Source organism: Ruminococcus sp. XPD3002 (assembly GCA_900119535.1).
Classification (GTDB): domain Bacteria; phylum Bacillota; class Clostridia; order Oscillospirales; family Ruminococcaceae; genus Ruminococcus; species Ruminococcus flavefaciens_H.
The window spans coordinates 106,304-130,215 of sequence record FPJT01000002.1; the positions used below are offsets into that span (position 1 = coordinate 106,304).

Sequence of the window (23,912 nt, forward strand, 5' to 3'; positions counted from 1 at the left end):
TATCTCCTAACTGTTATGAATCTGATTTTGCGGGCAGGGTTATCGTAACGGTAGTACCCATACCCTCGCCTTTACTTGTTATGTCCATAGAACCGCCGTGCATCGATATGATCTCGTCAGCAACAGCAAGGCCGATTCCCGAACCTCTGCGGGTGTGGTTCGCCTTGTAGAACTTTGTCTTTACCTTTGCAAGGTCTGATTCCTTGATACCGCATCCCGTATCGGCAACAGAAACGATAACGTTGTCATCCTTCTCCATAGCCTTTATGGTAACGGTATCTCCTGCGGATGAGTATTTTACTGCATTGTCTATTATGTTTATGAATACCTGACGGATGCGGTTCTTATCGCCGAAAACGAATGGGAGCATCTCAGGTTCGTCGTATATTATAGTGATATTGTCACGCCTTGCCTTGTCGCTGTATATGAGCACGGCGTCGCCAAGCTCGGCGAGTATATCCATATTTGCACTTTGCAGGGTGAAGTGGCCGTTCTGCATACGGGAGAAGTCCAGAAGCTCCTCGACCATCTGCGAGAGACGTTCTGTCTCGTTTACGATAACCCCGACGCCCTTTTTCATAGTCTCGGGATCCTCGCCGCCGTCCACCATAAGTGTTTCAGCCCAGCCCTTGATAGCGGTGAGAGGAGTTCTCAGCTCGTGTGAGACCGATGAGATGAACTCGTTCTTCATGGCTTCGGCAGTTGAAAGCTCGTCAGCCATGTGGTTTATGGCGGTACAGAGATCGCCGATCTCGTCATCGCTGTCGTTCTGTATACGCACAGAGAAATCGCCGAGGGCGAATTTCCTTGCGATATTGCTTATCTGGCGTATAGGTTTTACGATAGAGCCTGCAAAGTAAAGACCTGTGGTTATGATGATGAGTATGATAACGGTACAAACTATAGTTACCGCCAGTATATAGCCTTTTATGGTGCTGTCTATCTCGGTCAGGGAGGTTACCATCCTTACCGAGTTGTATTCGCTGTTGAAGGAGTTGATAGGAACGGATACTGCAAGTATCTTCTCGCCGCCCGAAAGCCTTCCTGTCCACGAACCTTCACCCTTTGTCATAGCTTCCTCATAGTCGGGCATTACCATATCCTCGTCGGGAGAGAATCCCGATGAAGTAAGGACTACCCTGCCCTTTGAGTTTATAGCCATAAGCTCTATTTTGTCCTTCTCGTTGAAGTTTTCAAGGGTATTTCGTATTTCAGCGGAGAAGTTTGTTGAGCTGTCCTGAGAGTGTATGCTCAGAACACTGGTAACAGCGTTTATCTTTGATATCATATACTGTTTCGCTGAATTATAGAAGTAATTCTGAACAGCATAAATAACTATCATCTCTATAACAAGGAGCGCCAGTACAACTACGCCCAGGTTATTTACTATCCAGCGTTTGGTTATGCTTTTTTTAGCCATTACTGATTGTCATTCCATTTGTATCCATAGCCCCATATAGTTATGATGTATTTGGGGTTAGAGGGTTCTTCCTCTATCTTCATGCGGATGCGGCGGATATTGACGTCGACTATCTTATCATCGCCGTAGTAGCTCTCGCCCCAGATATGGTTGAGGATGCTTGCACGGTCGAGAGCGGTATTCTTGTTGTTCATGAAGAATTCGAGTATCTGATATTCAACCTGCGTAAGCTCGATGGGAGTGCCGTTTTTGGTGACTGTACGGCTTTTCAGGTTGAGTACGAAGGGGCCAGATTCTATCACCGACTGCTTCTCGTTCTTGATGAAGCTCATACAAACTCTGCGGTAGATAGCGTCAACTCTCGCATTGAGCTCGGATGGTGAGAAGGGTTTTGTTATATAGTCATCAGCGCCTATCATAAGACCGCTTACCTTATCCATTTCCTGAGTTCTTGCGGTAAGCATTATTATGCCTATGGTAGAGCTTTTTTCACGTATCTTCTTGCAGACTGTGAAACCGTCGATACCGGGCATCATTATATCGAGAAGCACGATATCGAAGTTGCCGTGTTCAGCCTCAAAAGTTTTCAGGGCAGCCTCGCCGCAGTTTACGTCAACTACGTCATAGCCTGCACGTTTAAGGTTTATAACGACGAATTCGCGGATAGTATCCTCGTCCTCGCAGATAAGTATGCGTTTCATTTAGTTCAGCTCCTTAAAATAGATTTATGTTAAAGGTAATAGTTACCGGTATGTTATTCTCTGAATCTGAATCCGACTGCTGCATCGCCCTCGCTGATAGAGAGGCCGTCGCTGTTGCTGTCGGACTGTGGTATATAGGCAAGATATGCCGATTCGCCCTTTGTGTGGAGCAGCATATAGCCTGATGAGATGTGGTCCTCACGGGAAGCTGCGTCTTCGGCGCAGAAAATGTGGAGAAGTTCGCGGCCTTCCTTGCCGTCGGCATAGGCGCAGAAAACTATCTCGTCATTTATCGCATCACGCTTGACCGTGACCTTATTTCGCCATTTTTCAGGGAAAATGAAGATATATCCGTCACCTATACTGTAGTATGAGGTGTATTTTCTTGCAATTCTGCCGTTATTGCCGATGTACATCCAGTTGGTGAGCTTCATTTTCTCGCTTTCCGAAGCTTCCTCGTATCCGGGAGCATCGGACTGTACAGGTATCTCAATAACTCCGTCGCTGTCGATATCGAACGAGCTGAAGCCTGCGGGACGTGAAGTTATCTGAGCTTCCTCGGGCGTGGCAAAAACCTTATTGTGTCCCTTTGAGTCGATATATATGATATCCGTCTGTATGTTTCCCGAACCTGAAGCAGTGTCGATATACAGACCTTTTCTGCCGTTGCCAACATCACCGTAGCCCACAACATCGAATTCTGTGGGAGTTCCGTTCAGTTCGCACTTGAACAGCTCGTGGTAGCTTGCATCTGCATCAAGCATATAGGCGGATGCAGTCGCGGGAGTTCCCGAGCCTGCGCCCGATATAAGCAGGAAATCGTCAGTGCCGTTGCTGTCCATATCTGTAACGTCGATGAAAGAATAGGCGCTTGCGAAGTCTCTTACCAGTATGCCGTCTGTATAGGTATATATTGAAACGTTCTTTTCGGAACGGTTTATGGAGCTGCATCCGATTATCAGGTTTATACGCTGATTATCGCCGAGCTTAGATATCATTACCTTCTCAATTTCGGGACCTTCCGCAGAGGTATCGTATACAGAGCTCCATTCGCCGTTTTCTTCGTCGAGAATATTAATGCGAAGCTGGTTCTCGTCCATTGTAATGCTGTTGCGCTCATAGAAGACAACAGCTTCGTTGCCGCCGTCGCCGTCGAGGTCCTCGATAATGAAGGCGGAAAGATATTTTCCTGATTTGGGGTATTTAAGACTTATGGCAGAGCCTTCTGCCTTGGTGAGGGCAGCGAATATCTGCTCCTGTTCAACGCTCAGCTTCGGCGGCGCCATAAGTGTATCTATACTTGCACCGAACGAACAGCCTGTAAGGACTGTGAACGGCAGAAGCGAAAGAATGATACGTATTTTCTTCATATCTTTATGTTAGCGGAATGAAGCCGCATTATTCTCTTTCTTCGAGCTTTATATATTCATGAGCCTTGGCAATAGCCTTGTAAGCGGGACGGATTATTCTTCCGCCTGTGAGGATCTCCTCCATACGGTGAGCAGCCCAGCCTGACATTCTTGCGATAGCAAAGAGCGGAGTAAAGAGTTCGTCAGGGATGCCGAGCATACGGTAAACGAGTCCCGAATACATATCGACATTTGCACACATGGTCTTGTCGCTGCCCTTCATCTCCTTGAATATCTCGGGAGTAAGACGCTCTATGGTCTCGAGAAGCTTGAATTCGGCTTCGATATCCTTGCCCTTTGCAAGCTCGAATGCCTTCTTTTTGAGGATAACTGCACGGGGATCGGATATAGTGTAAACAGCGTGGCCCATACCGTAGATGAGTCCCGAGCCGTCATTTGTCTCCTTGCGGATAGTACGGCGCATATAGTCAGCAACTTCGCCTTCGTTGTCCCAGTGCTTGATATTTGCCTTGAAGTTATCCAGCATGTTGATGACCTGAAGGTTGGCACCGCCGTGACGAGGTCCCTTCAGTGAGCATATAGCCGAGGAATAAGCGGAATATGGATCTGTGCCTGATGATGTGAGCACACGGCATGTAAATGTGGAGTTGTTTCCGCCGCCGTGTTCAGCCTGAAGCATAAGGAGACGGTCCAGCATCTGAGCCTCGTCCTTTGTGTACTGTCTGTCGGGACGCAGCAGTGAGAGTATGCACTGTGCGGTATTTTCCTCGTAGTTTATCGGGTGCATAATCATGCTTGCGTTGTCGAAAACACGTTTCTTTACCTGATAAGCGTTCGCCATGATGACAGGGAGCTTTGCGATAAGGCTTATAGCTGTACGCATCTCGCTCTCGATGCCCTTGTTCTCGCACTCGTCATCGTAGGAATAGAGAGCAAGTACGGAACGTGCGAGCTTGTTCATGATGTTTTTTGAAGGAGCTTTCAGTATCATGTCCTCAACGAAGCCTGTAGGCAGGTCACGCTTGAGGGAGATGTATGTAGTGAAGTTTTTCAGTTCCTTCTTGTTTGGGAGGTGTCCGAAAAGGAGGAGGAAGGAAGTTTCCTCGTAGCCGTAGCGGTCCTCAGCCTCAACATTGTTGACGATATCGTTGATATTGTATCCGCGGTAAATGAGCTGACCGGGGATAGGCTCGACCTCGCCCTCGTTCATCAGATAGCCGTGAACGTTGCATATATTGGTGATGCCTGCCACAACTCCTGTGCCGTCACTGTTTCTGAGACCTCTCTTGACGTGATATTTTTCATAAAGACTGCTGTTGATAGCGGAATTATCTGCAAGTTCCTTGCATAGACCTGTAATATTGGCACCTGAGATAAAAGCGGGCATATGATCACTCTCCTAAAAATTATTCACTATTCATTATACACCTTTTTTTCGCTTGTGTCAAATATTTATAAGCGATTGCCCATAAGAAATCACAAAGCACATGCGGAGCCTTTCGCCTCTCTGCAAAAGGGGAGGTTAAAACCATATATCAGCAAAGGAGAAGCAATATGAAAAGATACCTTGTATCAGCCGCAGTTTTTTCAGTATCAGCAGTATTTCTGCCTCTTGCCGTAACGTCTTCGTTCGGTCTTACAGGCAGAGGAACGGCATCAGAAAGCGGAGTGGAGCTCCATGAATATATATTCGGGGACGAGTCTGAGGATGCACAGGTCTATAAGGTTCTGGATGTATCTACGGGAGAGGTTTACAGCGTACCCGTCAGGGAGTACGTTATAGGAGCGGTCTGTGCCGAGATGCCTGCATCCTTCGGAGAGGAAGCCCTGAAAGCTCAGGCTGTAGCCGCCCATACCTATGCAGAACGCCGCCACTTGCAGGAGGAGGACTCCCCTGATCCTTCCCTTAAAGGCGCGGATTTCTCCAACGATACCTCGAAGTATCAGGGGTATTTCACTCCCGAACAGATACGTGAGCGCTTCGGCGGCAGTTTCGAGGAAAGCTACGGCAGGATAAGCTCCGCTGTGGACGAGGTCCTTCCCTACCTTATAACCTACAGGGACGAGCCTGTTATAGCGGCATTCCACTCTCTTTCGTCAGGCAGGACGGAAAGTGCTGAGAATGTATGGGGCACAAAGGTGGATTACCTTGTGCCTGTGGACAGCTCTGCGGATATATCTGCACCGAAGTACCTCGACAGCGCTTCATTTACACGCCAGGAGCTTGAAGAACGTCTGAAAGCATCGTTCCCCTCTGCGGAACTCGGCGGAGATATGCGACAGTGGGTAACAGTGGACAGTGTCTCGGATTCGGGTACTGTGATATCGGCACATGTCGGAAATATAGAGACAACAGGCAACGATATCCGCATCGCACTGGGACTGAGGTCTGCGTGTTTTGCGGTGGAATACCGTGAAAACGAAGCGGTATTCACAACACGGGGATTTGGTCACGGTGTAGGGATGAGTCAGTACGGAGCAGATGCAATGGCGGCACAGGGCAGCAGCTGGAGGGAGATACTAATGCACTATTACCCGCATTGTGAGATAAAAAAATCGGCGGACTGAAAAAGTCCGCCAAAATAAAGGATAAGTTCATTGTATGGAGATTATTGAACGGCAGAATAAGCTGCCTGGGGGTCTTCAAATACTGTTGTTACAGAATCTGTGTTCGGATCATAGGTATATTCGCCCATTACCGCTCTGATTTGAGTGCTCTTGTTGATTATGCATAGCTGAGCTGTCTGTACATCGGGTATATTCTTTACAAATTGAATTCCGATACCGTAGTCTGCGGTGACACCTTCAAAGGCAATGAACGGTTCAGCGCGTTCTTCACTGACCTTATCTCCGCGGTTATATACGCATACGATATCATATGAGCGGTTGGTACCGTCCGAATTCAGGGTAAAGTAAACATTCTGCTCATGGAACCGGTATGGCGATACAACTGCCTGAGCGATCGCATCCCTGAAATAAGCGTAATCAATGCTGTAATAGTATGTTGACACTTTCCGAGCGAGATAATCATCATTTCCGACAATACCGTGTGTTACATAGAGATCATAACGCATAATGTTATTTTCTATGAAGGTTATTTCGTATATGAATGAGTCTTCCATATACATCATTGAGAAAGAATCGGTATCATCTGTGACAGTTTCCATATTTGGCTGAGTGGTGGTGTTCCATGTATAGTTGTTGAAGATATCCGATATGGTTTTCTTCTGTTCGTCGCTGAGAGGCGTATCCCACGCAAATTCACGATATTCCGTTGAATCTCCGAGTTCAAGCACTATACGTGTATTATGGTCGGGTTCTGTCAGAGTGTTTGCGGCATTGGCGATAGGACTGCCCTCTTTTGCGGAAGCAAAGCGGTAATCGCAATCCTTGAAGTTGCCGAATGGAGCGTGTGTCTGCCAACTGTACGTATCAACTGTGACGGTATGCTCTGTATCAAAAGCCTGAGGTTCGGAAGCTTCTGTTGTATCAGCTGCGGCGGATGAAGCGGGTTCTGTTGTGGGTTCGGTATTTGCTTCTGTAGGTGCAGGAACGCTTTCGCCCTTTAATATTGCGTCTATAGCTGCCTTGTATTTTGCTGAATCTATTTTGTAGTTCTTTCCTTTGTTAAAGTCGGCATCTGTGAAGAGTTTTCCGTCTTTTTCTGTAAGCTCTATTTCGTTGAAGAAAAGCGAGTTATCGTCACGGATCCATATGATACGCAGCGTGTTGTCTGTTCTGGCTGTGAATCTGTAAAGGATATGATTGTCGTCTGTATCGTCTGATACCATTTTGTCTGAAGGAAGTTCTTCCCACTGCTGCTGACTGAATAACGCATCAAGCGAAGCACGTTTATCAGCGGATAACTTATTATCCATATCCCAGAACATGAAGGCGGTTTCTCCGCTGGTGCTATAGATCATTAAATGGGGATCTTCTGTATGCTCTTTTTCCTTTGGCAGGTCTCCGCTGCTTACAGTGTATTCATAGTCTGTCATTTTGCCGAAAGGTACTTCGTATACGGCTGAAACTGCGTTCTCCGAGTCTGTATTTCCGCTGCTTGCAGGTTCGGTAGTAAGTGTGTTTGTAACGGCTGTAGCTACCTGATGAGGCTGAGGTATATCAGGTTCGCCCTTGTCTGCAAGGTTCATGTGCAGCGTTGCTGCTGTACCTGCTATTATGGCGAGACAAGCCGCCGCCGCACTTGTTATTCTCACCCATGAAAACTTTCTGTAGTGCTCTACTCCGCTGACGGTAACTTCTGTATCTTCATATCCGTCGGCTGATTTTTTACTGTTGTATTTTTCCATTGTCATTCTGAATATCTTTTCTTTTTCGTCTTCATCCGAAGGAGGATATTCCTCGGCGATGCGGTCAATGATATTCTGATCAGTATTTTCAAGTAAGTCCATATTATTGATCCTTTTCATAAAGTCACCTTCCTTCTCCTGCGGCTGCAAGTATCTCATTCAGGCGTTTAAGGGCACGGCTTATCCGCTGCCTTACAGCGGCAGGCTTCATGCTTACGGCGCCTGCTATCTCGCCTGAGCTTTTATTATAATAATACTTCTGTATGATTATAGTGGAATCAGGCTGTCCGAGAGACTTTACAGCGTTAAGGAGTGCGTTTGCAGTTTCTGCTGCTTCGGTCAACTGATCAACTCTTTCATCGGAGGCTATCTCTCTGACCCCTTCATCATCTATAGAAATATCTGTTTTCCCTTTTGATGAGAGCTTTCTGAACATATCAACTGCCCTGCGTCTTGCGATCGTTGCGATCAGTCCCTTGATGTCGCCGCCATGGATCTTATCGGAATCAAGACTTATAAAGACGTCCGAAAACACGTCGCTGACACATTCGTCTACGTCTTCACGGCTTCCGCAGCTTCGCAGTTTATTGAATACAATCGAGTAAACGTAGTTATAGTATTCGTCGAAAAGCTCTCTCTGACATAAGGACGGCTCGTCCTTCATGCGTGATTTATATTCGGTGTCGGTCATAGTACTCCTCCTTTCTGAAAGATAATTAAGTTTTCAAATGCATTTGTCCGCTCTGTAATATCTAATCGGAGTCTGGAACGAGAGTGTGACAGAAATAAGATATTTTTTTCATTTAATTAAAATGGGGCGCTTGAAAGCGTCCCAAAGTTTGTTGAAAAAGTACTGATTCATCAGGGAATGCCCTCTCTTGCAGGGCGTTCCCTCTTTCAAAACAGTCCACCGGACTGTTTTGAAATTCACCCTTTGCTGAGCGCTTTGTGTAATGTGGGACTCTGTCCCAACCTAACCGGTCCGTCCCCTCTGTCAGCTTCGCTGACATCTCCCCACACTGTGGGGAGTCACCCCACCAAAGGCTCTGCCTTTGGAATCCGCTAAAGGGATAGCATCCCTTTAGAATCCCCAAATTGATGATTTCAGGCTTTTTCGCCTCTCTCAGGGGCGCTTGAAAGCGTCCCATCACACGTATTTCATAGATCTCAGCAGGAACAGCCACGCCGTAAGAGTCAAGGCGCTGAACATGGTCGCAAGCATTACCGCATAGGCGGTGATAGTACCCTTGTGTCCGAAGTTCTTTGCCATTACGAAGCAGCTTCCCGTTGTGGCGCTTCCAAGCATTACCAGTATAGCTATGAGCTTTTCACCGCGGAATCCCATATGTACCGCAAGGGGCAGGAATATACAGCAGAAAAGCACCAGCTTTATGAATACTATGCCGGCTGTTACAGCAGTTTTACCCTTGGCGTCGCTTGTTCTGAATGAAGCTCCAAGTGCTATAAGCGAGAGCGGAGTTGCCATATTTCCCAGATAGGATACGGATTTTTCAAGTATAACGGGCTGAGGTATGCCTGCAACGGACCATATCATTCCAACTATTATGCCGAGGATGATAGGGTTGGTGATTATGCCTTTCAGCGTGTTCAAGAACAGCTCCCTGCCGCTCTTTTTACCCGATGTGTCGGGAGAAGTCAGCGAAAGCACGGTAACTGCGATGATGTTGTATATCGGTACGGTGCCCACTATCATAAGTGCCGCCATAGCCGCTTCGCCGTAGATATTCTTGACGAAGGCTATGCCAAGTACAGCGGCACTGCTTCGGTAAGCAGCCTGTATTATCTCGCCCCTTTCAGCCTTGTCCTTGTGGAGAAGCGAGTAAAGGGATGCAACTCCCACACTGAGGAGAGTTACTATAACGCAGAAAAGTACGAATCGTGTATCCCAGACTGCACGGAAATCCGCTTTTGACAGGTCCATAAACAGGAGCGCAGGGAGAGTAGTCCTGAACGTGAATTTGTTTAGCTTAGCCGTGGTATGGTCGTCCAGCAGACCTATTTTACGGCAGAACCACCCGAATACCATCATGAGGAAAACGGGGACGGTCGCATTCAGGCTGAATCTCAGATTTTCAAGAAACATTAATAGTCATTGCCTTTCAGAATATATCCTTTTTGTTTTTGATGTGGCGTCTTATAAGTACGAATACCATTATAAACACACAAGCCACAAGGAATACGGGAGCTATCCACTTATTCGTATTCTCGTCCTCAGCGGACTTCATTTCGGTCCATAAGCTCTGCATTTTCAGATTTGCCTCATCGGAGAGGTTCACGAAAACAGTAGTCTTATCCGCTATGAAATCGCTGTCGGGGTAGGAAACGGGACTCTCCCTCACTTCCTCGTCAAGCATATCGTAAGCCGCCTGATGCGGAGTTGAGTAGCAGATGTAGTCGATATTTGCGTAGGCTATATCGGGTTCGCACATGAAGTTTATGTACATTTCAGCCGCTTCCTTCTGACGTGATGAGGAAGGGATGCACATAGCGTCGATAAAGAGGTTTGTACCGCTTTTGGGTACAACGAAATTAAGGTCCTCGTTGTCCTCGAGGATAGTGAGAGCGTCACCTGCGTAATAGGGAGCGATAAGAGCGTCGCCTGCGCCCATTTTGTCGAAGACCTCATCCATGACGTATCCCTGAACTATGCGTTTCTGCTGACGAAGCCTGAAAGCCGCCTGTTCCAGTTCCTTCGGATCCTCGGTGTTGAGCGAGAAACCTTCCATAAGCTCTGCAATCGCGAAGGCATCACGGGGATTATCGAACATGAGTATCTGGTCGGCGTAGTCCTCGTTCCAGAGGAGATCCCAGTCGATATCCTCCTCGTCCAGATCTATCATTGTGGTATCGTATATGATGCCTACAGTGCCCCAAGTGTAGGGAACGGTATAGGCGTTTTCTGGATCGTAAGCCATATTGCGGAAGTTATCCATGATGTAGGAGAAGTTGGGAATGTTATCGAAGTCCAGAGGCTGAATGAGGTTCTCCTTTATCATCTTGCTTATCATGTAGTCCGAAGGGATTATAACATCGTAAGCCGCACCGCCGCCCTTGAGCTTTGCATAAAGCTCCTCGTTTGTGGCATAGTTTGTGTAGTTGACCTTGATGCCTGTGAGCTTCTCGAATTCTCCGTTCACATCGAGAGTTCCCTCGTCTGCACCTGTGGAGATGTATTCGCCCCAGTTATAGACGTTTATGGAGAGGTTCTGTCCCTTGAAACGGGTGTAGTAATCGGGATCCGAGACAGTAAGAGTCTGAGCCGCGGAGACTTCCTCCTCCTCGTCTGCTTCCTCGGGAACTTCCGAAGCACATCCGCTGAGAAGTGACATGCCTACCAGAGCCGTACCTAAAAGAGCTGTCAGTTTTTTCATGCCATGTCCCCCTTGTACATACCGCTTTTCTTTGCCGCTTTCTTCTCTATTGCGTTCTTGACTATCAAGACGATGACTACCGCAATGAATATCAGCGTTGAAAGAGCGTTTATCTCAGGTGAGACCTTTCGCCTTGTCATGGAGTAAATAGTTATAGGAAGTGTCTGTGAGGTAGAACCTGTTGTGAAGTAGCTTACAACGAAGTCATCCAGTGAGTAGGTGAAGGACATAAGGAAACCGCTTACAACACCCGGCATTATCTCGGGGAGAACGACCTTGCGGAAGGCTCTGAAGGGACTGCATCCCAGATCCTGAGCCGCCTCGTAGATATGCGGATCCATCTGATTGAACTTCGGCATCACGTTAAGGATAACGTAGGGGACATCAAAGGTGATGTGAGCTATAAGCAGTGTTACAAAGCCGAATTCGAGGTTCATTCTTGCGGCGAAGAATACGAAAAGAAGCATGAGGGATACACCTGTAACTATTTCGGGGTTGATGATAGGCATATTGGTTATGTTCATTACAACCGATTTAGGGACTTTACGCATACTGTTTATACCTATAGCCGCAAATGTACCGAGTACGGTAGATATGATACTTGCCGCAACAGCGATGATTATTGTATTCATAAGCGAGGATATGATTATCCTGTTGTGGAAAAGTCTCTTGTACCAGTCAAGGGTGAATCCGCTGAAAACGCTTCTGCTTTTTGTCTCGTTGAAAGAGAACACTATCAGCACGAATATAGGCACATACAGGAAAAGCAGTACAAGAAGCATATAGAATTTTCCGAGTTTTTTCATAGTACCGCCTCCTTACATAAGCACCTGATCGTCGGGATCGAACTGATTCATAACGGTCATGATAACAAGGATTATCACCATAAGTACGAGGGAAATGGCTGCGCCGAGGTGCGGATTATAGGCATTTCCGAGGAACTGCATCTCGATGAGGTCGCCGATGAGGAGGTTTGAGCCTCCTCCCAGCATACGGGAAATAATGAAGGTCGAGATAGCTGGTACAAATACCATAGTAACTCCCGAGGTGATACCGGGCATACTGAGAGGAACTACCACACGCCAGAGAGTCTTGCCCGAACTGCATCCTAAGTCGGAAGCGGCTTCAAACAGGCTTCCGTCTATCTTCTCCATAACGGAATAAAGCGGAAGTATCATGAACGGCAGGTAGTTGTAGACCATGCCCAGTACAACTGCTCCCGAGGTATTTATCAGCTTGAAGGGACCAAGCCCGATAAGTCCGAAAAGGTGGTTGATTATACCGTTATTGCCGAGAAGAGTCATCCAAGCATAGGTACGGAGCAGGAAGTTCATCCACATAGGGAGCATAACTATCATGAGCATAGTGCCCTGACGGTGCTTGTCCATACGGGAGAGGATGAAAGCAACGGGATAGGCTACCACAAGGCAGATCACTGTTGCGATAAGTGCCAGCCAGATCGAGCGGACGAATATATTGGCATACTGTCCCACATCGGATATGTATTTTATGGTAAGTCCGCCCTCATCGTTGGTGAAAGCGAAGTATGCTATCATCAGCAGGGGGACGAGTATGAATACTACCATCCAGACGAGGTAAGGCGCAGAGAAGTATTTCAGTTTCATATTATTCCTCCTCTGTCTTTTTCATTATGTGGATATCGAAGGGATCGAAGGTCATACCTATCATAGAGCCGACAGGTTCAGCCTTTGTGGAGTGTATCACCCATTTGTGGTCAACTCCGTCCACTATCATCTCGTAGTGAACGCCCTTGAATACAACGGATTCAACTATACCTGTCAGCTTAGCCTTATCCGCTGGTATCACCTTTACGTCCTCGGGACGGATAACAACGTCAACAGTCTCGTTGGGAGCAAATCCCTTATCGACGCACTCGAAACGGCGTCCCGTGAACTCGACTACGCAGTCCTCGGGCATAGAGCCGTTGACAATGTTGCTTTCGCCGATAAAGTCCGCAACGAAGGCGTTAACAGGCTCGTTGTATATATCTGTGGGAGAGCCTATCTGCTGGATATAGCCGTTGTTCATAACAACGATGCTGTCGCTCATGGTCAGAGCTTCTTCCTGGTCGTGGGTAACGTACACGAAGGTAAGTTCAAGCTCCTGCTGTATCTTTCTTAGCTCTATCTGCATCTCCTTGCGGAGTTTAAGGTCCAGAGCGCCGAGAGGCTCATCCAGAAGGAGCACCTTCGGGTGGTTTACCAGCGCACGAGCGATAGCTACACGCTGCTGCTGTCCGCCTGAAAGACGGTTCACCGAGCGCTTCTCAAAGCCCATGAGGTTGACCATTTCAAGCATCTCACCGACGCGCTTTACTATCTCTTTTTCGGGAACGTTCTTTACGCGGAGTCCGAATGCGATATTCTCATATACATTAAGGTGGGGGAAGAGAGCGTATCTCTGGAACACGGTATTCACGTTTCTCTTGTGGGGAGGAACTCCGTTGATGCGCTGTCCGTCGAAGAAAACATCTCCGCTGGTAGGTTCAAGGAAGCCTGCGATTATGCGGAGAGTAGTAGTTTTTCCGCATCCCGAAGGTCCGAGAAAGGTGACGAACTCCTTATCTTTTATGTCAAGGCTGATATTTTTCAGAATGCGTTCGCCTTCTTCAAACTCCACGATTATGTCTTTTAAGCTGACGATATTCTCCATAAAACCATTCCCTTCAAAAAAATTAAAGTGCCGCAGCTTCGTTATCTTTGCGGCAGAACAAAGGATGATTAATTATACCATATCAACGTATAAAAATCAATATATCGGGCGTATTGTTACACAGTTCATAGACAGCAGAAACTCCCCGTAAAAGAACGGGGAGTTTCTTAAAAGAGGTATAATTGGAATGAGCGATGAAAGATCGCTGCCTATAGCATATCTTCCACCATCTCATTGTGATATCTTATTCAGAAAAGCGCTTGTTGTATTCCTGATAAGCCTTGACTATTATTTCAGCACATAACTCGTCGCCGAGCTCTGCGCTGTTCAGGCACAGTGAATATATATCCTTATCCTGCCAGCTTTTGCCTGTATTGACGTTGAAGAAAGTTTCGCGGCGCTTATCAGCCTTTTTCAGCATGTTTTCAGCCTTGTTTTCGGGGATCTTGTAATCTTCTATTGCACGCTTTATACGATCCTCATGTGAAGCGTAGATGTATACGCTGAAACAGCCTTTATCCTCGAGGATATAGCTTCCGCAGCGTCCCACAAGGACGAAGCTCTGCTCTTTTTCAGCTATTTCATTGATTATACGGCTCTCCATAAGGAACACTTTATCCGAAAGAGGAAGATTATCCTCCATAGTTCTTGCAGGGTTTGCTGATAGCAGAAGGGAATACAGGAAGCTTGTAGGTACGCTTTCCTCTGCGGATTCAAGGTATTCTGCCGAGATGCCGCAGCGTTCTGCTGTCATTTCGAGTATCTGTCTGTTATAGCAATTCACTCCGAGCTTTTCAGCTGTAAGTTTACCGATAGCGCTTCCTCCGCTTCCGTACTGACGCTCGATAGTGATGATCTGTTTTTTCATTGTAATATTACTCCTTTTCCGATGATAGTAGATTAAGTTCCACTGTTAACCTTGGTTACGTGGAAGATAAAAATATAATATTATGACTTTTTCTATATTTTATTATACCACGTTTTACTATTTTTTCAAGGTGATGAAGGTCAAAAATACGGAGTTCAAGATAATTTCTATGTTTTAAACAACCTGTTGTTGAAAGAATTGTGCATTTCGCCTTTTAAAACTGAAGCACAGCTGAAACGTCGGGAATTATCATTATTTTTGGAGGAAAATACGCAGGAATATCATTATGACAAAAAAATATCATTCTTGCTATTGACAGCTTGACAGAAATTGTATATAATAGTAAATGAGGTACGATTGGATTTTTTCAGTCGCCCTTGCTGCGGCATTCATTTTTCGTGCCTGCCGCACCTGATAAGATCAATTTTTTAGGAGGTATTATACAATGTCACTGACAAAAAACCCTAATGTATTAAAGTGGGTAGACGAGATGGTTGCTCTCTGTAAGCCCGATAACGTTGTATGGATCGACGGCTCAAAGGAGCAGATCGATTCACTCATCGAGGAGGTAACTTCACTTCCTGATGACAGCTGGGACAAAATGTACAAGCTCAACCCTGAGAAGTATCCTAACTGTCTCTACCACAGAACACGCGCTAACGACGTTGCTCGTGTTGAGGACAGAACATTCATCTGCTCTAAGGAAAAGTCAGGCGCAGGTCCTACAAACAACTGGATGGCTCCCGACGAGATGAAGGCTCTCCTTACTCCTATGTATGACGGCGTTATGAAGGGAAGAACTATGTATGTTATCCCTTATTCAATGGGACCGATCGGTTCACCTCTTGCTAAGGTCGGCGTAGAGGTTACAGACTCTATCTACGTTGTCCTCAACATGAACATCATGACTCGTATGGGCAAGCAGGCTTTCGAGAACCTCGGTGATACTTCCGATGATTTCGTAAGAGGTCTCCACTCAAAGGCTGACGTTGATCCTGAGAAGAGATACATCGTTCAGTTCCCTGAGGAAAATACGATCTGGTCAATCAACTCTGCTTACGGCGGAAACGTTCTCCTCGGCAAGAAGTGCTTCGCACTCCGTATCGCTTCATTCCAGGGTAAGAACGAGGCTTGGATGGCTGAGCACATGCTCATCCTCGGCGTTAAGAAGCCAAACGGCGATGTTAAGTATATCACAGCTGCATTCCCATCAGCTTGCGGAAAGACAAACCTCGCAATGCTCATCCCACCAGAGGGATACAAGAAGGAAGGCTATGAAGTATTCACAGTCGGCGACGATATCGCTTGGATGAAGCCCGGCAAGGACGGCAGACTCTATGCTATCAACCCTGAGAACGGTTTCTTCGGCGTTGCTCCCGGAACAAATGAGAAGTCAAACTACAACGCTCTCGCTTGCACAAAGAATGGCGCTATCTTCACAAACGTTGCTCTTGATAACAGCGACAATACTCCTTGGTGGGAGAAGCTCACAGAGAATCCTCCAAAGGATGCTACAGAGTGGAAGGGTGAGAAGGTAGACGGTGAGGCTTATACAGCTGCAGGCAACAAGCTTGCTCATCCAAACTCAAGATTCACAGCTCCTGCACAGAACTGCCCATGCATCTCACCTGAGTTCAACAATCCTGAGGGTGTTCCTGTATCAGCTATCATCTTCGGCGGAAGACGTGCTACAACAGCTCCTCTCGTATATCAGTCATTCGACTGGACACACGGTACATACATCGGTTCAGCTGTTTCTTCAGAGACAACTGCTGCTGCAACAGGTGCAGTAGGTGTACTCCGTCACGATCCTATGGCTATGAAGCCATTCATCGGCTACAACGTAGGTGACTACTGGGCACACTGGCTCGAAATGGGCGCAAGACTCGGTAGCAAGGCTCCTAAGATCTTCAACGTTAACTGGTTCAGAACAGACGACGAGGGTAACTTCCTCTGGCCAGGTTTCGGCGATAACATGAGAGTTATCGACTGGATCATCAAGAGAGTTGAGAACGAGGTAGACGCTGTTGAGACTCCTATCGGATATCTTCCTAAGCCTGAGGACATCAACCTCAAGGGCATTGAGGACGAGGTTTCAGCTGACGCTCTCAAGCTCCTCCTTACAGTAAATAAGGACGAGTGGAAGAAGGAGATCGCTGAGATGAGAAGATACTATGATGAGGACATCAAGGCTAAGGGTGGTAACATCCCACAGGCTCTCTATGACGAGCTCGATATGATCGAGGCTAATCTCAACAAGTAATAAATAGCGATTAATAAAATGAAATGCTGCACTTCGGTGCAGCATTTTTTTCGGGGGAAAACCTTTCTGAGGAAAGATTCCTCTGACGGAGGCGGTCCCCTCTGCCTCACGTTGTTCGGCATCTCCTAACAGGAGCGATGACCCTCTGTCAGCTTTGCTGACATCTCCCTACACTGTAGGGAGTTACCCCGCACTGCGGGGAGTCACCCCGAACCCCTTTCCAAAGACTTTTTGCCCCAAATTTCCAGCCTTACAGGGTACTATTCCAAGTAAAACTAAGCCGGAAGCTTAACACGAGTACCCTGTAAGGCTGGAAATTTAAAGTAAAGGCTCTGAAAATGATTAAGGGAAACTCTTACTCAAAGAGTTTCCCTCAATAATTAACGTATAAGCATCAGCTTTCTTTATCCTTTTTATCGCTGTCCTTTTCCTTGGGTTTATTAGCGACCTGAGTGTTGAGATACAGTGTAGGATCGTAGCATACGCCTTCGTAACGTACTTCAAAGTGGCAGTGCGGACCTGTTGAGTCTCCTGTGCTTCCGATATAGCCGATGAGCTGTCCCTTGGTTACCCACTGACCTTCTACGGCTTCAACATATAACATATGGGCGTAAACCGTCTGATATCCGTTCATGTGGTCGATCATTACAACGTTTCCGTATCCGCCAGAGTTCCAGCCTGCGGAAACGACCATACCCTCTTCAGCGGCGAAGATGCTCTTGCCCTGATCGGCAGCTATATCAAGTCCCTTGTGGTTACGGTCACTGATGAAAGTATCGCTTATCCATCCGCCGTCAACAGGCCATCCGAATTCACCTGTACCTGCAAGAGGTGCGCCGAAGTAAACTGTTTCGGGATAATCAGGCTGAGCGGTGTAGGTACCTATACCTATCTGCTCCACAACAGGCTGTTTTGTGATCTTGCTGCTCAGTGTAGTGCGTGAACGCTCTATGCCGTCAACGTATGTTACTTCTATCTTGCTCTTCTTTTCGCCTCGTTCACCCTTTATCAGTGTGGAACGTATTCCTACGTTGAGTGAGCTTGTTTCAACTTCGATAGTTTCATAGTCGAGGAATGAAGTGGTTTCCATTTCTCTTGTGTACTGTATCGGCAGATAACTCTGAGTCTCAATGACTGTAAGTATCTGTCCGGCAGCGAATTTACCGACAGCATCCGGGTTGAGTTCTTCGAGTCTGTCCAGTGACATACCGTGCTTCTGGCATACCGAAACGATAGTATCGTTCGGCTGTACGATGTATACCGACTTTTTCTCCTTTTTGGATGTAAGGAGCTTTATCATATCGTCGTCGCTCATTACACTGTTAACGAGGTAGATACCCTGTGTGTATTCGACTTTGTTAACGTAAGCGAGGTCCTTGACGATACCGTCAACCTCGTAATTGAGGAGGTTGTCCATAAGTGCTTCCTGTACCTTATCGCGGTCTCTTACAGCGCCTATGAAATTACCGTCCACGTAAACGCCCCATGCGTCGGTGAGGTCCTCGTCGGATGCGGCGAGCATTTCGTCGGCAAGCTGACCAGCGGAAACGTAGCGGTCATCCTCGTTGATTATGCGAAGCGAGAATTTTGCCGAAAGGTCCACAGCTTCGTCGTTTTCAGAGTATGATATTCTCTGCTGAACTTCACGTTCGGCGTTCTCGAAGTCCGCCTCGGCAGAGATGATACCTATTTCCTTGCCGTTATACTCAACGGCTATACCGTATTCAAGTCCCGAGCCGTATCTTACGACTCCTATGAGGAATGCGGCACAGATTATCGGCAGGGTGTAGTTGAAAGCGGTGTAGAAAACTCCGCCCTCTCCGCAGAAGAACGAGCCGATAAGCTTTATCACAGCAAGTGTATGTTCTTTTTTGCCTTCCTTTTTGGCTTTTCTGACCTGTCTTGAAAGCTCGTTTGATACCTGGACACGTTTTCTGAAAGAATCCGTTACCTCGTTAAGCAGCCAGCGAACAAGTTTAAGGCAGCTTTTCAGAAGGTCGAGTATCTCAGAACCGATAAATTCCAGTATCTTGACGACGGCCAGAAGAATGGCGGCAATGAACTTTACGGTTACTATGCCTGCCCTTGTAAAAATATCCCAAATACTCCCGTTTTTATTAAATAAATTCAAAACAGCAGCTCCTTTATACTCTGCGCTATTGCAAAATATCAATTATGATATTTTGCAATCCGCCGACTATGACGGCGGACGGCGCATTGCGCCGTGAACGCTCCGTTTATATTGTATCTTCAAAGCCGCAGAGCGGCTTTGTGGCTGCTATGCAGCCTGCAAAATGTACATTGAACATTTTGCAATAGAGACAAATAAATAATGATCGGTGTGCCGGGAACAAAACAGCTAAATGCGGCACACATAAATGTCAAGCTCAACAACTAAAATGGCATTGTTTTGCTATTGCTCCACCAATTAACTCTTGAAGAAATATTGCGACGGACTGGCAGAGAAAGGCAAGGAAGAAAGCCGCAGGAATGCTGTCGCATTTCAAGACTTTCTGACGCAGTATTTCGCTGTCAGGACAAGCAAGAAAATTCAGGAGTTAGTTGGGGGAGCAATATTAATGGCAAAGCGAGCATGACATATTGTATTATAACAAATTCCTGTGATAATACAACGAAAATCTATCTTTTTTTGTAATTTAATGCCAGATTTTGTAGAATTGCACAAAAATTGCAGGTTAATTTCGGCTCATATGCCAAGAATAGTCAAGCATTTCAACAGTGTAATTCTCAAGTTTTTCAAGCAGAGGGAGAACATCCTTCCTTGCAGATTCAAGGTCGTGTTCAAGATAGTTTCCGCACTCTACGGCAGTACAGCCGGGGATCTCGTCGTGATACTCCGATATGAAGCGGTAGGAGTCCCTTACGAGCTTTATAGCGTCCTCGCCCGACATAGTGTCCCTTGTGATAAGGTAAAAACCTGTACGGCAGCCCATAGGTCCAACGTAGATTATCTTGTCGCTGAACTCGGAATTACGTGCATAGGTAGCAAAAAGGTGCTCTATAGTGTGGAGTGAGGGGTTGGATACATATACACCGCCGTTCGGCTTTACCATACGAACGTCATAGGTAACAGCATCGCCGTCTATACGTGATATGTACATACCAACGCCGAATTTAGTGTGATCTACCTGAAAGCTTGCGATTTTTTCCATGTTTATACCTCCGTGTCATTGAATAGTCCCCTTATATCGTCGGGGAGCTCTGATGTAGCTGTTGTTTCTTTGCCTGTATCAGGCGATATGAATGTGAGCTGACCGCAGTGCAGTGCCTGACGGCCTATGTGAGTCCTTAGTCCGCCGTACATATCGTCACCTGCAAGAGGATGACCGATGTGGGCGAAGTGGACTCTTATCTGATGAGTCCTGCCTGTTTCAAGGTGTATCTCCAGAAGGGAATACCCACCTGAAAAGGCAAGGCGTTTGTAATGTGTTACAGCGCTCTGACCGTCCTCACGGACACAGCGCAGGATTATGCTTTCCCTTTCGCGGGCAATTGGAGCGTTTATAGTCCCCTCTTCGTCTGTTTTGCCGTGAACTGCCGCATAGTAGACTTTATTGCAGCTGCCTTGCAGTAGATTTGCTGCGTGGGCATCTTTTGCCACAAGACAGAGTCCCGAGGTGTCACGGTCCAGACGGTTCACGGGACGAAAAGTGAGCTCGGGGTACTTGCTGGCGAAGAAATTGCCGAGGGTATCCCCCTGATGCTTTATTGAGGGATGAACGGGCATACCACCCGTTTTATTGAACACCGCAACGCTTTCATCCTCGTATGCAATGGGAACACTGAGCTGCGGATTCGGTTCAAGGAAGCTGCTGTCCTCTGACTTAAGGACAATGATATCGCCTTTTGATACGGTATCGATGCTGCGTATGAGCTTGCCATCCCTTGTTATGCCGTTTTCGGTGCGCTTCAGTTTTGTAAGGAGCCTTTTTGAGACGCCGCACCGTGAAGTCAGAAAGCGCTGAAGCTCCATTGGCTGTTCTTCGGTTACGGTAAGAACGATCTCTTTCAAACCAATTCTCCTTTCAGCTCTGAGGGCAGTGTGCGTTTGTGATAGTCGTCCTCCTGAGCAAATACTGATATACTTACTGCGAAAGCAGTCATAAGGTCCGGCAGAGCAAGCGGCAATCCTATCAGAGACAGCGCAGGCAGTGCATAAATACCTATAAGGCGAAGGAAATGCCCTCTTCTTCCGCTCATGAAGTGGAAGCTGCAGAATACAGTTCCTACTGCGCTTTTATCTGTACGTCTGACAAGCAGGAATGGAACAGCTGAAAGAGTCAGCCTTACCATAACCCACAGAAGCAGAGATACTGCTGTAAGCGCAGCAGTCTGAACTGCGGCAAACAGTTCATTTTCTCCGCCGCCTTTTTTCAGAAGCGCTGCAAGTGCTTCACCCGAGAAAAGCACAGGCATGAAGAATAAAGTGCCGATTATCCTGCAAAGTAAGCCTGATACTACAGAGCGCCGCAGAAAGCGCATATCCGTAAGCACCTCCCACAGCGGAGTTACGCCATCATCGCCGCAGCATAGCTCAGTCAGCCTGAATGCGGCGGCACAGGTAAGGGGAGGAACTGTCAGCACCCTCAGCACCATGCAGGTAAGGGAGAATACGAACTGCGGCTCGTTTTCACCTGTAAACAGTTCCGCAGGGGACATGTCGCTGAAATACAGCAGCAGACTGCAAACCGATGCTTCGGCAAGGCGGAAGAACAGTTCGGTAAACAGCGGCATGAGACATATTATAAGTATGTGCAGTCTGCCCTGCCGGACTATACTGCGTGAATAGCGGATGAGTTCTCTTAGTTTCAATGTACTTCCCTCCGATCTTTACAGAGGTAGTATATGGCAGAGAACGCCGATTATTCAAAGCGCCAGTTTTCCTCGTCCGCATCGGGGATTCGCTCATAGGGACAATATCCCAGTATCTCGAAAGCCTGAGAATTCAGCCACATCTGTGCGGTAACGAGTATATCGAAGCCTTCACCCGGGGATGCGTTAAGGTACTTCGGATCGTATTTCGGAAGTCCGAAGCAGGCGAGCATATTAGAGATGATGCCGCCGTGAGTTATTATTGCGCTGTGGGTTAGACCGTTGTTCATCATATCCATGATTATCTCGTGGAGTGCTTTATAGGTGCGGGCAGTCATTTCCTCGAGACTTTCGCCCTTTGGCGGACGTGTATCCTTTCCGCCTTTCAGCCACGCTTTGTAGTCCTCACGCCCCATAAGCTCATCGAAGCGCTTGTTTTCAAATACACCGAGGTTAAGCTCACGCAGGTCGTCCACCAGAAGCATTTCTGTTTCGGGGAAGAGTATCTCTGCGGTCTCGGTACATCTTCTCAGGGGAGAGGTGTAAACTCTGTGTACCGAAGGGTAATCGAACTCGTCCATTTTTGCGGCAAGTTCGCCTGCGCCTTTATCCGTAAGCGGCATATCAGTAGTTCCGATGTATATGCCTTTTTCGTTAGCCTCGGTCATACCGTGGCGTATAACACTTATTCTGTAACCTTTCATATATTCACCTTCTCTTTGCTTTTTTCTTTGCTGATTGTGCAATTTCCATAATATTATACAGATAATTTTGATATCTTGACGTTTTTGACAAAAAAACACAAAAAATCACTTTGATGTTTAATGGTTTTCGATATTTACTTATTATACAATTTGTATTATAATATAAATGTATTCTTTTTGTAGCAAGCAATGATGTATTAAGATTACTATATGTATTTTAACTTGTAAGGAAACATTGAACGGGGATCGTTCCCGTAAATTAAAGGAGGAAAAAAGAAATGAATTCGGATTTCGCCCGTATAATCACTCTTCAGAGAAAAGAACGTCATATCAGCCAGAAGCAGGCTGCCGCAGACCTTGGTATATCACAGGCTCTGCTCTCCCACTATGAGAAAGGCATCCGTGAATGCGGTCTTAACTTCCTTGTAAAGATAGCTGATTATTATAACGTATCATGTGACTACCTTCTCGGACGTACTCCCGAACCTGAAGGAAAAACTATCACTATAGAGGACATCCCTGATGATGACGGAAACAACACACTGAAAATGCCTTCACCTGAGATAATCAACTTCAACAGACGTATCATCAACAACTCGATAAGTCTGCTTTTCAGTCTTGCTCAGAAGGCAAACAGTATAACTCTTATCAAAGAGGTTTCTTCCTACCTTATGCTTTCTGTATATAAGCTTTTCCGTATAGTATACAACGCTAATCCCCATAACGACCAGAAGCTTTTCCGCATTCCGAAGGTTATAGCAAATGACAGCGCAAATGCTATCATATCCATGAGCGAAGCCGACATCAAGGCTGCTTCAAGCGGAATCCCACTTGACGGAAACGACTGCGTTGATAATTTCGATACACTTTATGTTACTACTTCAACACTTCAGAAGGACTATGCACAGTATTCATCATCACTGCTCAATCTCATCAAGCGAAGCGAAGAGAGCATAGCCCGTACCCGTGCAAAATACCGCAGCAACAGTGATAGCAGCCGCGGCTATTGATGTGCAGAACACTATATTAATTATATCATATTTTTCAGAAAAGTAAAGTCAATATTTATTAGAGAGACATCTTCTTGTGAAGGTGTCTCTTTTTGTTGACAGTTCAGAGAGGCTGTGCTATAATTGTTACTAACATAAATCGGAATTTAACACCGAAGGTGTTAAATTCCGAAGCCCTTAGCCTTTAGCTTTTAGCCATTAGGAAGCGGCTTCGCCGCTTTATTATCGGGCGGCGGAACGCCGCCCCTACATCAGGCTAACGGCTAATGGCTATGGGCTAACGGCTTAAATCAGAATTTAGCTTAGCATCTGTATAAAAAACTAATGCCCCGAAGCGGTAAACTTCGGGGCACTTCTTTTATACAGGT

At 46.6% G+C, this 23,912-nt stretch carries 20 protein-coding genes; 3 read left to right on the plus strand and 17 right to left on the minus strand.

Features of this window, described 5'->3' with window-relative positions:
• Positions 1-13: 13 nt before the first annotated feature.
• The 4 genes from BT127_RS01910 to BT127_RS01925 are packed head-to-tail and all read right to left on the minus strand — an operon-like array spanning position 14 to position 4,878.
• Complete coding sequence (locus BT127_RS01910) at positions 14-1,420, minus strand: sensor histidine kinase (protein ID WP_075423342.1); 1,407 nt, start codon at positions 1,418-1,420, stop codon at positions 14-16.
• Positions 1,420-2,121 carry a response regulator transcription factor gene (locus BT127_RS01915; protein WP_075423343.1) on the minus strand — a complete coding sequence of 234 codons (702 nt, stop codon included), beginning with the start codon at positions 2,119-2,121 and terminating at the stop codon, positions 1,420-1,422. Before BT127_RS01915 ends, BT127_RS01910 begins: the two co-directional genes overlap by 1 nt.
• A gap of 53 nt (positions 2,122-2,174) precedes the next feature.
• Positions 2,175-3,491, minus strand: coding sequence for a hypothetical protein (locus BT127_RS01920; protein WP_075423344.1), 1,317 nt, complete (start codon positions 3,489-3,491; stop codon positions 2,175-2,177).
• A 28-nt stretch (positions 3,492-3,519) separates the two neighbouring features.
• A complete protein-coding gene (locus BT127_RS01925) occupies positions 3,520-4,878 on the minus strand; it encodes a citrate synthase (protein ID WP_075423345.1) in 1,359 nt (452 codons plus the stop codon).
• A gap of 167 nt (positions 4,879-5,045) precedes the next feature.
• Between BT127_RS01925 and spoIID the strand changes: the two genes are divergently transcribed.
• Positions 5,046-6,059, plus strand: a complete 1,014-nt coding sequence (gene spoIID / locus BT127_RS01930; protein ID WP_075423346.1) for a stage II sporulation protein D — start codon at positions 5,046-5,048, stop codon at positions 6,057-6,059.
• 41 nt (positions 6,060-6,100) lie between these two features.
• Here the strand turns inward: spoIID and BT127_RS01935 are convergent, their stop codons facing one another.
• The 8 genes from BT127_RS01935 to BT127_RS01975 form a co-directional block, all read right to left on the minus strand.
• Entirely contained in the window at positions 6,101-7,921 is a 1,821-nt protein-coding gene (locus BT127_RS01935) for a hypothetical protein (RefSeq protein ID WP_075423347.1), read from the minus strand.
• 4 nt (positions 7,922-7,925) lie between these two features.
• A complete protein-coding gene (locus BT127_RS01940) occupies positions 7,926-8,492 on the minus strand; it encodes an RNA polymerase sigma factor (protein ID WP_075423348.1) in 567 nt (188 codons plus the stop codon).
• 456 nt (positions 8,493-8,948) lie between these two features.
• Complete coding sequence (locus BT127_RS01950) at positions 8,949-9,905, minus strand: AEC family transporter (protein WP_075423350.1); 957 nt, start codon at positions 9,903-9,905, stop codon at positions 8,949-8,951.
• Positions 9,906-9,921: 16 nt separating this feature from the next.
• Positions 9,922-11,193, minus strand: a complete 1,272-nt coding sequence (locus BT127_RS01955; RefSeq protein WP_075423351.1) for an ABC transporter substrate-binding protein — start codon at positions 11,191-11,193, stop codon at positions 9,922-9,924.
• Positions 11,190-11,999, minus strand: a complete 810-nt coding sequence (locus BT127_RS01960) for an ABC transporter permease (protein WP_075423352.1) — start codon at positions 11,997-11,999, stop codon at positions 11,190-11,192. Before BT127_RS01960 ends, BT127_RS01955 begins: the two co-directional genes overlap by 4 nt.
• 12 nt (positions 12,000-12,011) lie before the next feature.
• A complete protein-coding gene (locus tag BT127_RS01965) occupies positions 12,012-12,818 on the minus strand; it encodes an ABC transporter permease (protein WP_075423353.1) in 807 nt (268 codons plus the stop codon).
• A 1-nt stretch (position 12,819) separates the two neighbouring features.
• A complete protein-coding gene (gene potA / locus BT127_RS01970; protein WP_075423354.1) occupies positions 12,820-13,866 on the minus strand; it encodes a spermidine/putrescine ABC transporter ATP-binding protein in 1,047 nt (348 codons plus the stop codon).
• 244 nt (positions 13,867-14,110) lie between these two features.
• Positions 14,111-14,734 carry a cytidylate kinase-like family protein gene (locus BT127_RS01975; protein WP_075423355.1) on the minus strand — a complete coding sequence of 208 codons (624 nt, stop codon included), beginning with the start codon at positions 14,732-14,734 and terminating at the stop codon, positions 14,111-14,113.
• 445 nt (positions 14,735-15,179) lie between these two features.
• Between BT127_RS01975 and BT127_RS01980 the strand changes: the two genes are divergently transcribed.
• Entirely contained in the window at positions 15,180-16,997 is a 1,818-nt protein-coding gene (locus tag BT127_RS01980; RefSeq protein WP_175541895.1) for a phosphoenolpyruvate carboxykinase (GTP), read from the plus strand.
• A gap of 394 nt (positions 16,998-17,391) precedes the next feature.
• On the opposite strand, the gene BT127_RS01985 is transcribed toward BT127_RS01980, so the two are convergent.
• From BT127_RS01985 to BT127_RS02005, 5 genes are all read right to left on the minus strand, one after another.
• Positions 17,392-19,128 carry a peptidoglycan DD-metalloendopeptidase family protein gene (locus BT127_RS01985; RefSeq protein ID WP_075423356.1) on the minus strand — a complete coding sequence of 579 codons (1,737 nt, stop codon included), beginning with the start codon at positions 19,126-19,128 and terminating at the stop codon, positions 17,392-17,394.
• 565 nt (positions 19,129-19,693) lie between these two features.
• Positions 19,694-20,170: an S-ribosylhomocysteine lyase gene (locus tag BT127_RS01990; protein ID WP_075423357.1), complete on the minus strand. Its 477-nt coding sequence runs from the start codon at positions 20,168-20,170 to the stop codon at positions 19,694-19,696.
• Between the two features lie 2 nt (positions 20,171-20,172).
• A complete protein-coding gene (locus BT127_RS01995; RefSeq protein ID WP_082334858.1) occupies positions 20,173-21,030 on the minus strand; it encodes an RluA family pseudouridine synthase in 858 nt (285 codons plus the stop codon).
• Positions 21,027-21,830 carry a hypothetical protein gene (locus tag BT127_RS02000; protein ID WP_075423358.1) on the minus strand — a complete coding sequence of 268 codons (804 nt, stop codon included), beginning with the start codon at positions 21,828-21,830 and terminating at the stop codon, positions 21,027-21,029. The genes BT127_RS01995 and BT127_RS02000 overlap by 4 nt, the downstream gene beginning before the upstream one ends.
• A gap of 50 nt (positions 21,831-21,880) precedes the next feature.
• Positions 21,881-22,534, minus strand: a complete 654-nt coding sequence (locus tag BT127_RS02005) for a histidine phosphatase family protein (RefSeq protein WP_075423359.1) — start codon at positions 22,532-22,534, stop codon at positions 21,881-21,883.
• 278 nt (positions 22,535-22,812) lie between these two features.
• Here BT127_RS02005 and BT127_RS02010 point away from each other — a divergent pair, with 278 nt between their 5' ends.
• Complete coding sequence (locus BT127_RS02010) at positions 22,813-23,544, plus strand: helix-turn-helix domain-containing protein (protein WP_075423360.1); 732 nt, start codon at positions 22,813-22,815, stop codon at positions 23,542-23,544.
• Positions 23,545-23,912: the final 368 nt, after the last annotated feature.

Bases quoted from the DNA above. Each gene is read 5' to 3' on its own strand.
- BT127_RS01910 (WP_075423342.1), bottom strand. From the start codon at position 1,420: ATGGCTAAAAAAAGCATAACCAAACGCTGGATAGTAAATAACCTGGGC.
- BT127_RS01915 (WP_075423343.1), bottom strand. From the start codon at position 2,121: ATGAAACGCATACTTATCTGCGAGGACGAGGATACTATCCGCGAATTC.
- BT127_RS01920 (WP_075423344.1), bottom strand. From the start codon at position 3,491: ATGAAGAAAATACGTATCATTCTTTCGCTTCTGCCGTTCACAGTCCTT.
- BT127_RS01925 (WP_075423345.1), bottom strand. From the start codon at position 4,878: ATGCCCGCTTTTATCTCAGGTGCCAATATTACAGGTCTATGCAAGGAA.
- spoIID (WP_075423346.1), top strand. From the start codon at position 5,046: ATGAAAAGATACCTTGTATCAGCCGCAGTTTTTTCAGTATCAGCAGTA.
- BT127_RS01935 (WP_075423347.1), bottom strand. From the start codon at position 7,921: ATGAAAAGGATCAATAATATGGACTTACTTGAAAATACTGATCAGAAT.
- BT127_RS01940 (WP_075423348.1), bottom strand. From the start codon at position 8,492: ATGACCGACACCGAATATAAATCACGCATGAAGGACGAGCCGTCCTTA.
- BT127_RS01950 (WP_075423350.1), bottom strand. From the start codon at position 9,905: ATGTTTCTTGAAAATCTGAGATTCAGCCTGAATGCGACCGTCCCCGTT.
- BT127_RS01955 (WP_075423351.1), bottom strand. From the start codon at position 11,193: ATGAAAAAACTGACAGCTCTTTTAGGTACGGCTCTGGTAGGCATGTCA.
- BT127_RS01960 (WP_075423352.1), bottom strand. From the start codon at position 11,999: ATGAAAAAACTCGGAAAATTCTATATGCTTCTTGTACTGCTTTTCCTG.
- BT127_RS01965 (WP_075423353.1), bottom strand. From the start codon at position 12,818: ATGAAACTGAAATACTTCTCTGCGCCTTACCTCGTCTGGATGGTAGTA.
- potA (WP_075423354.1), bottom strand. From the start codon at position 13,866: ATGGAGAATATCGTCAGCTTAAAAGACATAATCGTGGAGTTTGAAGAA.
- BT127_RS01975 (WP_075423355.1), bottom strand. From the start codon at position 14,734: ATGAAAAAACAGATCATCACTATCGAGCGTCAGTACGGAAGCGGAGGA.
- BT127_RS01980 (WP_175541895.1), top strand. From the start codon at position 15,180: ATGTCACTGACAAAAAACCCTAATGTATTAAAGTGGGTAGACGAGATG.
- BT127_RS01990 (WP_075423357.1), bottom strand. From the start codon at position 20,170: ATGGAAAAAATCGCAAGCTTTCAGGTAGATCACACTAAATTCGGCGTT.
- BT127_RS02005 (WP_075423359.1), bottom strand. From the start codon at position 22,534: ATGAAAGGTTACAGAATAAGTGTTATACGCCACGGTATGACCGAGGCT.
- BT127_RS02010 (WP_075423360.1), top strand. From the start codon at position 22,813: ATGAATTCGGATTTCGCCCGTATAATCACTCTTCAGAGAAAAGAACGT.